Raw genomic sequence first — 12,686 nt, 5'->3', positions numbered from 1 at the left:
GGCAGAGGACGTAGCAGACGGGATGTTGCATGGCGGCGGGGTACAGCGGAGGGCTTGAACTCACCTGGACGAACAAGGACAAAGCGCTCCTGTCCACGGGGGACGGCAAGTACGACTACACGTTCGTCGATCGAGCCGACTACCGCGTCTCTGAGGTTCGTCTTCTGCATGAGGTCGAGCGTGTCGACGCGCTGGCCTCCAACGGTCGCCCGGGCGGGCTACCCAAGCCCACAACCGAAAACCTCCTCATCACGGGCGACGCCATGCATGTTTTGGACGTCCTCACGAAGGTGCCTGAGTATGCCGAGCGCTACCTCGGCAAAGTGAAGTTGGTGTATATCGACCCTCCATTCAACACGGGGCAGACGTTCACCAACTACGACGACAACATTGAGCACTCGATCTGGCTCACGATGCTTCGTGACCGCTTGAGGCAAATCAAACCGCTCCTGTCTGACGATGGATCGGTATGGGTGCACCTCGACGACGCGGAGGTGCACCGTTGCCGTTCAGTGCTCGATGAGGAACTTGGTGCCGAGAATTTCCTCGCAGAGGTCGTGTGGCAGCGAGTTACATCGCCGCGAAACGACTCCGCTGGTTTCTCTGCCTCGCATGACAGCATCCTGGTATATCGCAGGACCGATCGCTGGGCACCCAACCGGCTGAAGCGGCTCGCCTCCTCGAATACATCCCGTTATCGATCTCGAGACGGTGACCCGGTGCCGTGGCGCGACGGCGACCCGACTGCCCCAAGCGCGAAGACGCACCAAGGCATGGTCTACGCGATCCAACATCCGGTTACGGGTGGGCTGATGTACCCGACTCCCGGACGATGCTGGGGGATGTCGCAGTCGTGGTTCTTGGACCAGATGAACGAGTACGCCAAGTACGAACTGCGCGACATCGGTGACGCCGCTCGTCGCGCCACGGTCTGCGGGACTACCTCGGATCTGGTGATGTCGGGTGTCCCGGCGATCATGCTCGCTGAGCCGCTAGAAGACGCGGCGAGGGCGGCGCGTGCCAGGCACGAGGCGGGACGCTGGCCAGAGCTGGTTTTCCTGGACCTTGACAAGGAACGTATCCAGCGCAAGAAGCATCTGGCAGATGAAGGGCGTGTGCCGGAGACACTGTGGTTCGCGGCAGACGTTGGCGGATCTTTGCGAGGCAAGAACCAGGTGCGCGACCTGTTCCCAGACCTCCACGCCTTCGCCACGCCGAAGCCAGAGGAACTGCTCCAGCGGGTCATCCACATCGGCTCTAATCCCGGCGACATCGTGCTCGACTGTTACGGTGGTTCTGGAACAACTGCAGCGGTTGCTCACAAGATGGGACGCCGCTGGGTGACTGCTGAACTGCTTCCAGCCACTGTGTCCACCTACACGAAGCCGCGACTGGCGCGGGTAGTGAATGGCGATGACTTGGGTGGGGTCACGACGTCGACGGAGCGCGTCGCGGACACAGACCTCCCGGACGATGTGTCTCCCGAAGAGGCTCAGGAGTTCAACCGGCTTCTGTCCAAGATTTTGAAGGGTGTCGAAGTTGACAAGAGCGTGGTAAAGGCGCTCCGGAGCGCCACGAAGACGAGGAGCCAGACGACGACGCTATGGCACGGTGGTGGAGGCTTTTCGCACCTCGAAGTCGGTCCGTCGATGTTCGAGAGCATCGGTGACATCGTCGTACTCGCTGAGTGGGCTGCCCAAGGCGATCTTGCGCGAGCGATGTGCGCCCAACTCGGCGTTCGTTACCAGCCTGATGGGATCTTCGCTGCCAAGCGCGGTCAGGTGCGTTACGTAGTCCTGGACGGCCTCGTCGGCCAGACCACTGTGGCGGCGATCCTCGACCAACTCCCGGAGGAGCAGATCGTCGAAGTCTGGGCGACTCAGATCGACCCGGATGCCGAAGAGGCGCTTCGCAAGGCCCGGAAGGGATCACGGCTGACGAAGATCCCCGAGGCCGTGCTCGACACCTACCGACGACGTGCGGCCAAGACGTCTCCGTTCAAGCGCGGTACTCAGGAATCGGAGGGAGCCGACTTATGAGCGGCATCCACATCAACGACGACCTCGTCTCCGGAATCGCTCATCGACTCGAGTTGCGCGCGCCCAACCGTGCAGCGGTCGAGAGCGTCGCAGCCATGACCTCGATGCACTTTGACGTCGATGCGAATAAGGCTCCGTTCGAGTGCGTCGTTGATTCTGCCACCGGGGTCGGTAAGACCTATGTCATGGCCGGACTCATCGAGTACTTCGCCGGCCTGGGGAACCCCGCCCGCAATTTCCTGCTCCTCGCCCCCGGCCGCACGATCCGGGACAAGAGTATCAAGAATTTCAGTCCAGGCCATCGCAAGTCACTGACTGGCGCGATGGAGTCTGAGCCGTTCGTGATCACGGCTGACAATTTCAAGAGCCCGGCAACGCGCAAGGTGATGGAGGACGGTAGCCGGACAAAACTGTTCATCTTCACAGTCCAGGCCCTTACCTCAAAGACCGGTGAAGGGCGTGCCACACACGAGTACCAGGAGTGGCTCGGCGGATCCCTGTTCGACTGGCTCAGCAATCTTGATGACCTGGTCATCCTCGCCGACGAGCACCATTGCTACCGCGGCCCGTCGTTCGCGAAGACCATCACGGATCTGCTGCCAAAGCTCGTCGTCGGCCTGACGGCAACACCTGCGAAGGCGGACGAAAATCTTGTCGTCTACCGCTACCCTCTGGCTCGCGCGATCAAGGACCAACTCGTCAAGACGCCCGTTCTCGTCGCGCGCAAGGACGACCGGAACGACGATCACACTAAACTCCTCGACGGGGTCACGCTGCTCCGCTATAAGGAGCGTCTCGCCCACGCACGGTGCGACGAAGAAGGCATCCCGCGTGTCAACCCGGTCATGCTCGTCATCGCTCAGGACACGACCGAAGCGGATCGTTACCAGAAGTTGTTCGACAGTGAAGCGTTCGACAACGGCGCCTGGATGGGCCGCACGCTAGTCGTCCACTCGAACCTGAGGGGCGACGAAAAGGAAGCGGCACTGGCCGCGCTGGAGGATGTGGAGGACCCGCTGTCACCCATCCGCGTCATCGTCAGCGTGGGCATGTTGAAGGAAGGCTGGGACGTCAAGAACGTCTACGTCATTGCCTCCATGCGTGCCAGCGTGTCATCGGTGCTTACCGAGCAGACCCTAGGACGAGGAATGCGGCTCCCGTTCGGGGAGTACACCGGAGTCGAGATGCTCGACACTGTCGAGGTGCTCGCCCACGAGCGCTATGAGGCCCTGCTGGCCAAGCGGCAAGCGCTCAACGAGAAGTTTATTGACCATGCCGTTCTTGCCGAAATCCGCCGCACTGCAGAGGACGAACTGGTTGCCCGTCGAAAGATCGTCGATGAAACGGCCGACATTATTCCCGTAGGGGCGAGGCCAAGCGGTGTCACCGCTGGTAATACGACGTCTGCCGCCCAGCAGACCGGTACGATGACCTCTGACTCGATTCCTGCGGAGCTTTCGCCTGCTGGTGGAATTGTCGACTTGCAGGACCTGCTGGGGAGGGCCAAGGACGCGGCAGAGGAGACCGAGTCCAGCGTCCGGAAGCATTACCCGCTTCTGGACCGCGCCGACATCACGATTCCGTACACGCAGAAGGTCGCCTCCAAGGCGGTGATCTCCCTCAACCAGATCCACGACGACGCTCCGTTCACCGCGCTCGGTAATGCCCTCACGACCGAGGCTGACACCGAATTGCGCCGGACGCTGTTGCGGCCAGACGAAGGCGGCACCGTCCGCGGCGTACAAGCCGAGGCGAGGGTGGAATCTCTTGCCCTTGACATCCCACTCGAAACTTCTCGCGCTGGCCTCGTAAAAGCTATTATGCGCGCCCCCAGTGTCCGACCGGAAGCAGGAGAGGTGCGCGCAGCACAACGCCTCGCCGATCTTCTTATTGATGGTATGGGAACCGATGCGCAAAAGCATCTGTCCGCATTCTGGGAGCGTGCCGCGCGCAGGCTTACCAGCCTCGTTACGGACCAACTTAAAAAAGTAGCCAACCAGGACGTTGTGTTCTCCGATGAGGTGAAGTTCCTGAAGTTGCAGAAGGAACGTCAGACCACCAAGGAGCACCTTGGGGGACACTCCGAGCCGCACTCGAAGTCTGTTGCCTACAACGGTTGGAAGAAGTGTCTCTACGAGTACGCTTGGTTCGACACTTCGCCTGAGTACAAGACTGCGCAGGCGCTGGACGAGGCCCCCGATGTCATCGTGTGGGCACGTCTCCACATCAATGACCTGCCGATCACGTGGACACAGGAGGGGCGCGAGTACAACCCTGACCTCGTTGCAATCGAGGAGGTCGACGGGCAGCGAACGTCCTGGCTGATCGAGACCAAAATGAACAAGGAAGCCCACGCCGAAGATGTCCGGGCTAAGGCAAAGGCTGCCAAGACCTGGGCCAACACGGTCAACAACAGCGGTAAGGTTAACAGCAAGTGGCACTACATCCTCCTCACCGAAGATGACGTCAACGATGCCGGACTTGACTGGAATCAGATGAAGGGATTCGGTGCACGGTAATTAACGCCTGGTCGGTTTGCCCATAATTACTGTGCTCCTCGGATGGTACTCAAGCGGCGATAACGTTTTTCGGTCAACTACGGATGGTCTCGCCATCAAGTGCATTCAGGGGTGCCAGTGAGGCGTCGATGAAGCGTCACCTGGCTTGGCTTGTGCGAATGCGGTGCTGTTCGTGAGGACCTTCAATTGGAGGTAGCATGGTGCCTGAGGTCACGGTGGTCGTCGATCAAGGCGCTACTGCGACCTGTGCCGCTCACCGCGAGGGTCAATGGTGATTGTGACGGCGGCATAAGTGGGCCGGGTGATCGGCCGTGGACATGGCGGGCGGCGCGGCTCGCATACTGTGTTGAGGGTCGATGGCGTCCGGGCGTGTTGCGGGCGTTCGGGACGCTCATGAAGCAGTTAGGTCGAGGTGTGGATAACCGGCTGGCCTTACAGTCGCATTCTAATCTTTTGGCAGTGCGTGCGTGGATGGGTGCCAACTGGTAGCAAGCTTGAGTTCGGCGAGATGCCTTGAGTCAGAGCGGCCAGTGAACTTGCGGAAGAGGGCGACGTGACGGGTGGACAGCTGGCTGTGGTCGCTGTCCGCCACTTCTTCGAACATTTTCGTCTGTCCTACGGCTTTATCGTTGGCCGTAATGCGCTAACGGTTCCTGTCGTATGTGGCCTTCGGTGTAGGTCGAGGTGCGGAGTAGATATTACGAGGGTCCGCTGTAGTTCCAGGTTTGGCCGGTGCCTCGGTACTGCTCGATCGGGATGGGATAGCGACCTTCGGGAAGGTGATCGTGGCAGAGGGTGCCGTGGAGATGGTCGACTTCGTGGGCGACGAGGCGGGCCATGCCGCGGTCGAAGACGGTGATCTTCTTCTTGCCGGTGATGTCGGTGTGCTCGACGTGGATCTGCATTGGCCGGGGAATCAGGCAGCGGACGTCGAAGAAGCTCAGGCAGCCCTCGTATTGCTCGTCGGTCTCGGTGCCGTTTTCGATGATCGTGGGGTTGAGCAGGGTGATCGGCTGGTCGGTGCCGGGTGGGCGGACGAGGGCGGCGGCGCGGTCGATGCCGATCTGGGGCGCGGCGATGCCCATGCCCTTGCCGAAGGTGTGGGCGTGGGCGATGCGTTCGGCTGCGGAGTGCAACTCGGTGATGACCCGGCGGGCGTCCTCGGCCTCAGCAGGCAGGTCGAAGGGGCGGGCGGTGCGACGCAGCAGCGGATCCCCGTCCTGGACCACGCCGAGTGCGGCCATGGTTTTGCTGGGGCGCGCGGGGGTGGTGTCGGTGGTCGTTCGGCTGCGGAAGTCCCATTCGAGCCGGTAGCGGGCGTGCAGGGGCGGGTCCTGGCAAGACCAGGCGAAGATCACCCGGTCGTGGTCGGTGGTGCGGTCGATGGCGGTGGGGAAGGGCATGGCCTCGGCGGTCATGGAGGTGTGCAGGCCCCACACCACCGGGGTGAGGTCGGCGGGGAAGTTCAGCGAGACCGACAGCTTCGCGGTGGGCAACCGGATGGCGCGTTGGAACCAGTTGCCCCAGTGCTCGTCGCGGACGGTGTACTCGTATTCGATCCAGGTCGACTCGCCGGGGTAGAGCGGAAAGTGGCCGGTGTCGCCGGCGAAGTGCAGCCAGATTTCCTTGAAGGCGTCACGGTCGTGGTGGGCGCTCCAGCCCATCGGTTCGGACCGGTCCTGGCCGTGCCAGGCGTGCAGGTTGATCTCGTCCCAGGTGAGCGGGTTCTCGCTGTAGAGGCGGTTGGACCGTTCGGGGTCGCCGGGGTAGCGGTCGACGGAGATGCGGATGAGGTAGCGGGTGATGGGCTCGGTACCGCCGTTGACCAGGTGGCGACGTTGGGTGAGCCGGTAGGTGCGCCCGTCGTAGTGCAGGGTGGCGTCGTCGTGGTCGACCACCAGGCTGCCCGCTGCGGACTGGTCGGTAGGGAATGGCAGCGGCGGACGGGGCTTGCCGGTACGACCGGCTTCGAACTCGCGGAACGCGGTGCGCAGCGCCCCGCCGGACTTCAGTGCGGCGTCGGCGTGCAGCGCGAACTCCCGTGACGGGCGCTCGTGGCCGGACTCCACTTTGGACACGTATGAGCGGTCGTAGCCCATCAGCTTCGCCAGTGCGGTGCGGGACAGGCTCCGCACGTCACGCCAACGGGTGAGTTCCGCCGCGAAGGCGTTGGTCTCACCGCTGTCTCCGCCCGTCGAACGCGCCCCGCCGGTCACGACAACACCCCCGCTTTCTCCGACTGTGAGTGGGCGTGAACCCACCGTGAGTCACCGCTCAGCCTAGAGGCACACCCAAGCCGGCTGGTGTCGTGGAGTGCGATCACACGTGGCGACAGACCGCCTCTGGGCTGCACCGCCCGTCGGGTCGATGCCAACCCACCCGGAACGATGAAGGGAACCACTGCTCATGACGACGACGGAAATGCCCACCCACGACGATCCCTTCGCGCTCGATCTGCGCGTCATCACCGACATGCCCGCGGACCCGGCGCTGAACGCCTGCACCAACGGCACCGACGACGGCTGTGACCCGACGTGCGCGTCGGCGTGCGTCACCGGGGGCGTCTGAGACCCCGACCGCTCGCGGGGCCGGGTGTCCTCCGGCCCCGTTCCGCTCTGTAACAGCCGGGAGGAATGGATGCGTTCCGCTGGTAGGAAACCGCTGTACCGGCACGTCGGTGTCGCGCTCGTGCGGGCTGCGGCGGCACCGCTGACCGACGCGCCCGACCAGTGGCCCGACCTGGCCGACGTCCCAGCCTGCCGGGAATGGCTGAACCGGATGTGGTCCCGACCCGGCCTGGCCGAGGCGGTGCGACAGGCCAGCCCGTCCCTGGCCGACCAGGTCGAGGCCATCCGCGCGGGACGTGCGGTGACCGACAGGCGGGTCCGAGGTGCGACGGTCTCCACCGCCCGGTACGTGCTGCGCAGCATCGGCAGGCCGACCCCGTTCGGGTTGTTCGCGGGCGTGGCACCGGTGGCCGCGACGGGTGCGTCGGTCGCGCGGTGGGGGCGGGAACACCGCGCGACGGCACGGGTGAACACCGAGTGGTTGGCCGACATCATCACCCGTGTCGAAGGGGCCGCCGACCTGCTGGAACGCCTGGAGGTGACGGTCAACGACCTCGCCTGGCGTCGCGGTGACCGGCTGGAGATCCCACATGGGCCCAACCGGGTGACGATCCACTACACCGGCGCGGTGGCGGCCGTGTGGAACGCGGCGGCGATCCCCATCCGGTTCGGCGAGCTGGTCGACAAACTGGCCGAGCACTTCGCCACCGACCGACCGAAGGTCCGCCACACACTCGCTGTGTTGGTGAAGCAGGGGTACCTGCTGACGGAGCTGCGCGCACCGTTCACCGTCACCGACCCGTTCGCCCACGTCCTGGCACGGTTGCACGCGGCCGGTGGCGACAGCGTCCCCGAAATCGTCACTCTGCTGCGTGAACTGGACGCGGTGCTGACCGGGCTGGCCGGGCACAACGATCCGAACACGCCGATCGCCGGCCAAGACCGCATCCGCGCGGATCTCATCCGTCGCATGCGGGCACTGTCCCCGGCGGGCCGCACGCCGCTGGCCGCCGATCTGCTGTTGGACTGCAACATCAGTGTGCCCCGCGCGGTCACGCGGGAGATGGAACGCGCCGCGAGCGCGCTGCTGCGCATGACCCGCCGACCCGCCGGCGACCCGGCATGGCGTGACTACCACGGCGTGTTCGTCGACCGCTACGGCGTCGGCACGCTGGTGCCGCTGCTGGACGTCGTCTGCCCCGACAGCGGCTTGGGCTACCCGGCCCGTTATCAGGGCAGCGTGCACCCACCGCCGATCCCGGAGTTCTCGGAGCGCGACGAGCGGCTGGCGGCATTGGCGTGGCGAGCGGCCGTCGACGGAACCGGCGAGATCGTCCTTGCCGACCAGGACGTCACGGACCTGGGCAGTGAGGATTTCGATGCCCGGTACATCCCGCCCCACGTGGAGCTGTCGGCCCGCGTGCACGCGGACAGCGTGGCCGCACTCGAGCAAGGCGAGTTCACCCTCACCGTCGCGCCTGCCCGCTCTGCGGGCACGCTGACCAGCCGCTTCACCCCCATGGCCACCGGCTCGGGCCTCGCGTCGGCCTACCGGGGCCTACCGGCCGCCACCGACGGAGCGTTGCGGGCGCAGCTGAGCTTCGGGCCCCGCTACGCGCCTGCGGAGAACGTCTGCCGCGTCCCTGCCTACCTCGACCACGTGATTCCGCTGGGCGAACACCGCGGTCACGGCGACGAGGCGACCCTGATCCGACTGGACGACCTCGCCGTCACCGCGACCCGCGACCGGCTGTACCTGGTCAGCCGCTCCCGCCGCCGAGTCGTCGAACCCCAGGTGTTCCACGCGCTCGCGCTGGACAAGCAACCTCCGCCCCTGGCCCGGTTCCTGGCGGAACTACCGCGCGCGTTCAGCGCCTCCTGGTTCCAGTTCGACTGGGGGCCGCTCGCACGCCTGCCGAGGCTGCCGAGGGTCCGCTACGGACGCACCGTGCTGTCCCCGGCCCAGTGGCGACTGACCACCGACGACCTCACGCCACGCCAGGACCGTGAAGGGTGGCCGCGGCTGCTGGACCGATGGCGGCGACTGTGGGGCTGCCCGCAGGTGATCGAATTGCGCGACGCGGACCGCACCCTGCGCCTGTCCCTCGACGAGCCCGCCCACGCCACCCTCCTGCACACCCACCTCGTCAAGCACGGCCAAGCCGTCCTCTACGAAGCCACGCCGATCGCCGAGTACGGCTGGATCGGCCACCACGCCCACGAGATCGCGCTGCCGCTGGTCACCACCCACCCCGCCGCACCCGACCCTCTCCGCGGCGTACTGCCCGAACTGAACAACACCCACGGACAACTCCCTGGCGCACCCGGCTCCACCTGGCTCACCGCGAAGATCTACACCCACCCCGAGCGGATGGACGACGTCATCACCGGCCACCTGCCCGCACTGCTGGACGAGCTGGACGCGGACACGGCCTGGTGGTTCCTGCGCTACCACAGCCCTCACGAGACCGATCACCTGCGGCTGCGGCTGCACACCACCCCTGATCACTACGCTGCGTGCACAAAAGCGCTCGGGAAGTGGACGCAGCGGATGCGACAGGCAGGCGTGACCGGACGGTTGGTGTTCGACACCTACCACCCCGAAGTCGGCCGTTACGGGCACGGTGCCGCCCTGACCGCCGCCGAGACCGTATTCGCCGCCGACTCGCGCTTCGTCGCCGCGACCCTGCACGCACGGCTCACCACGACCGCGCCACCCACCGCGCTGGTCGTGGCGGGCATGGTCGGCATCATCGACGCCTTCCTCGGCGACCCCGCCCTGGCGATCGAGTGGCTGACCAGCCACCCGGCATCCACCGCGCCCGCTCGCGACCGGCAGACCGCTGACCAGGCGATACGACTGGCCGCCGACACCGACGAGCTGCGCCGACTACCCGGCTGGACCACACAGGCCGACCAGGCATGGCACGCCCGCGCGACGGCGCTGGCCGAGTACCGCACGCGACTGCCATCGGACGTGGACACCGACGTCGTGCTGGAGTCGCTGCTGCACATGCACCACAACCGCGCCCTCGGCATCGACGTTGAAAGCGAACGCGCCTGCCGTCGCCTCGCCCGCCAAGCCGCGTTCACACGACGTGCCCGACCGCGGGGCGGGCGGCACCGATGACCTCCACCAACCAGACGATCACGGCACAGCGGTGCGAACCGTCACCGTTCTGGCGGCAGTCGCTGGCCTCCGGAGCCGCGGGGATCGCGTTGCTGCACATCGCCGATGCCCGCGCCGGCCGCACGCAGTGGCCCGAGGTCCACCGGCGGATCACCGTGATGACTCACGACCCGGTCACCGCTGATACGACCGCGGGGCTGTTCCACGGAGCCCCGGCCGTCGCTTTCGTCCTGCGCCACGCCGCCCATCCCGCCTACGCGACAGCCCTCGGCACGCTGGACCGCCACATCAGCGACCTCGTCGCCCGACGTCTCGCCGTCGCGCACCAGCGCATCGACCAAGGGCTGCCGCCCCGGCTGGGCGAGTTCGACCTGATCAACGGCCTGACCGGGATCGGCGCCTACCTACTGCTGCGCCGCGGCGGTCGAGAAGGACCCGTGCGGGAGGTCCTGGCCTACCTGGTGCGGTTGGCCACTGAACCCGTGTTCATCGACGGCCGGCAGTTGCCGGGCTGGTGCACCCTCAACGCACCGAACGACCGCCCATCCCCGCAGTGGCCCGGCGGGCACACCAACCTCGGGATCGCACACGGGATCGCCGGCCCACTGGCGCTGTTGGCCCACGCGGCGATCCTCGGCACCACCGTGCCCGGACACGTCGAGGCCATCGACCGCATCTGCTCCTGGCTGGACCACTGGCGCAGCGGCCCTCAGATCCGACCGTGGTGGCCGGGTCTGCTCCGGCCGGAGGAATGGCACCGCGGATCGGTCGACCAACCCGGCCCCCAGCGCCCGTCCTGGTGCTACGGCACCCCAGGAATGGCCCGCGCACAGCAACTCGCCGCCATGGTCCTGCACGACCGGCACCGGCAGCAAGCCGCCGAGCACGCCCTGGCTACCTGCGTCACCGACCCCGACCAGCTCGCTCTGCTCGGCGACGCCTCCCTGTGCCACGGCTGGGCCGGCCTCGTCCAGACCACCCGACGCACTGCGGCCGACGCCGGACCCGACAGCGCACTGGCCGCCCTGCTGCCACACCTGAACACCCGCTTCACCCAACAACACCCGCACACCCGACAACCAGCGACCGGCGACGGCCTGCTCGAAGGCACCACGGGCATCGAGCTGACCCAACACCCCACGCCCGGCTTCGCCTGGGACGCCTGCCTGCTCATCGCCTCACCAACCCCCGGGACACCGGACACGGAAGGAATCGGATGACCGCCACCACCGACACCCCGCCGGAAGACCTGCGCGACCGCATGGTCGACCACATCGCCGAGGCCGGACACCTGCGCTCGGCCACTGTCGAACGCGCGCTGCGCACGGTGCCCCGCCACCTGTTCGTGCCCGACGCCACCGTGCCCGACGCCTACGCCAACAGGTCCATCACCATCAAGCCAGGCGAGCCCGGTGGCAGGCCCGCCAGCTGCATCTCTGTGCCCACCGTCGTGGCCATGATGCTCGACCAACTCGACGTCCGACCCGGCCACCGTGTCCTCGAAATCGGCGCCGGCACCGGCTACAACGCTGCCCTGCTGGCCGAACTCGTCGGCCACACCGGCCAGATCACCACCGTCGACATCCACCCCGACGTCACCGAACACACCCGACGCGCCCTCGACGCCACCGGCTACGACCGCGTCCACGTCGTCACCGGCGACGGCACCCTCGGACACTCCGACCACGCCCCCTACGACCGGATCATCGTCACCGTCGGCCCCTGGGACCTGCCACCCTCCTGGCCCGCCCAGCTCGCCCCGGGCGGCCGACTCGTCGTGCCGCTGACCTGGCGGGGACAAACCCGCAGCGTCGCGTTCGTCAAGCAGGAGGACGGGGTGCTGCGTGGTGCCGACAGCAGGCTGTGCGGCTTCATCCCCATGATCGGTGACGGCCAGGACGGTGAACGCACGGCCCGCATCGCCGACGATGTCGACCTCCACTTCGATCCCGACCAGTCCATCGACCCCGCGGCACTTCACGGCGTTCTCGACCGCGAAGCCGTCACCGTGTGGTCCGGTGCGTCGGTGGCGCCCATGGAATCCACCGACCTCATCTGGCCCCTCCTGACCGGCCTCGAATCCGGTACCTGCCGCTTCGCCGCGGGCAACGCCGCTGTCGAGGCCGGCCTGTGCAACCCCGCGTTCAAGTACAGCAGCCCCGCCCTGGTCGAAAACGACTCCCTGGCCTACCTCACCCTGCGCGGCCCCGCACCCGACGCCACCGAACGCCGCTTCGAACTCGGCGCCACCGGCCACGGCCCACTCGGCGCGAACCTCGCCGAACGCCTATGCGCCGTGATCCGTACCTGGGACCACGACCGCACCGCCCAATCGATCATCACCGCCTACCCCGCCGGCACCCACGACGACGCCCTCACCGACGGACAGGTGATCGACAAGCGATTCGTCCGCCTGGTCGTCACCGCGTGA

7 protein-coding genes are annotated in these 12,686 nt (G+C 66.4%); 6 read left to right on the top strand and 1 reads right to left on the bottom strand.

Annotated features, from left to right (window positions below; translation table 11 throughout):
- The first annotated feature begins 29 nt into the window (after positions 1-29).
- Positions 30-2,039: a site-specific DNA-methyltransferase gene (locus Q5530_RS33830; RefSeq protein ID WP_415366882.1), complete on the top strand. Its 2,010-nt coding sequence runs from the start codon at positions 30-32 to the stop codon at positions 2,037-2,039.
- Positions 2,036-4,558, top strand: a complete 2,523-nt coding sequence (locus Q5530_RS33825) for a DEAD/DEAH box helicase family protein (protein ID WP_415366881.1) — start codon at positions 2,036-2,038, stop codon at positions 4,556-4,558. Before Q5530_RS33830 ends, Q5530_RS33825 begins: the two co-directional genes overlap by 4 nt.
- A 698-nt stretch (positions 4,559-5,256) precedes the next feature.
- On the opposite strand, the gene Q5530_RS33820 is transcribed toward Q5530_RS33825, so the two are convergent.
- Positions 5,257-6,774: a peptide deformylase gene (locus Q5530_RS33820; RefSeq protein WP_415366880.1), complete on the bottom strand. Its 1,518-nt coding sequence runs from the start codon at positions 6,772-6,774 to the stop codon at positions 5,257-5,259.
- Between the two features lie 190 nt (positions 6,775-6,964).
- Here Q5530_RS33820 and Q5530_RS33815 point away from each other — a divergent pair, with 190 nt between their 5' ends.
- From Q5530_RS33815 to fxlM, 4 genes are all read left to right on the top strand, one after another.
- On the top strand, positions 6,965-7,126 hold the full coding sequence (locus Q5530_RS33815) for an FxLD family lanthipeptide (RefSeq protein WP_344042613.1): 162 nt from the start codon (positions 6,965-6,967) through the stop codon (positions 7,124-7,126).
- Between the two features lie 69 nt (positions 7,127-7,195).
- Positions 7,196-10,255: a lantibiotic dehydratase gene (locus Q5530_RS33810; RefSeq protein ID WP_415366879.1), complete on the top strand. Its 3,060-nt coding sequence runs from the start codon at positions 7,196-7,198 to the stop codon at positions 10,253-10,255.
- On the top strand, positions 10,252-11,475 hold the full coding sequence (locus Q5530_RS33805) for a lanthionine synthetase C family protein (protein WP_415366878.1): 1,224 nt from the start codon (positions 10,252-10,254) through the stop codon (positions 11,473-11,475). The genes Q5530_RS33810 and Q5530_RS33805 overlap by 4 nt, the downstream gene beginning before the upstream one ends.
- On the top strand, positions 11,472-12,686 hold the full coding sequence (fxlM, locus tag Q5530_RS33800; protein ID WP_415366877.1) for a methyltransferase, FxLD system: 1,215 nt from the start codon (positions 11,472-11,474) through the stop codon (positions 12,684-12,686). The genes Q5530_RS33805 and fxlM overlap by 4 nt, the downstream gene beginning before the upstream one ends.

It is taken from the genome of Saccharothrix sp. BKS2, from assembly GCF_047689505.1.
Classification (GTDB): Bacteria; Actinomycetota; Actinomycetes; order Mycobacteriales; family Pseudonocardiaceae; genus Actinosynnema; species Actinosynnema lopnurensis.
The sequence above is the reverse complement of the archived record's forward strand: the minus strand, read 5'-3'. Positions and strand labels throughout refer to the sequence as shown.

What these genes read in the sequence shown, in the direction of transcription:
- Q5530_RS33830 (WP_415366882.1), top strand. Translation starts at nt 30, where the DNA reads ATGGCGGCGGGGTACAGCGGAGGGCTTGAACTCACCTGGACGAACAAG.
- Q5530_RS33825 (WP_415366881.1), top strand. Translation starts at nt 2,036, where the DNA reads ATGAGCGGCATCCACATCAACGACGACCTCGTCTCCGGAATCGCTCAT.
- Q5530_RS33815 (WP_344042613.1), top strand. Translation starts at nt 6,965, where the DNA reads ATGACGACGACGGAAATGCCCACCCACGACGATCCCTTCGCGCTCGAT.
- Q5530_RS33810 (WP_415366879.1), top strand. Translation starts at nt 7,196, where the DNA reads ATGCGTTCCGCTGGTAGGAAACCGCTGTACCGGCACGTCGGTGTCGCG.
- Q5530_RS33805 (WP_415366878.1), top strand. Translation starts at nt 10,252, where the DNA reads ATGACCTCCACCAACCAGACGATCACGGCACAGCGGTGCGAACCGTCA.
- fxlM (WP_415366877.1), top strand. Translation starts at nt 11,472, where the DNA reads ATGACCGCCACCACCGACACCCCGCCGGAAGACCTGCGCGACCGCATG.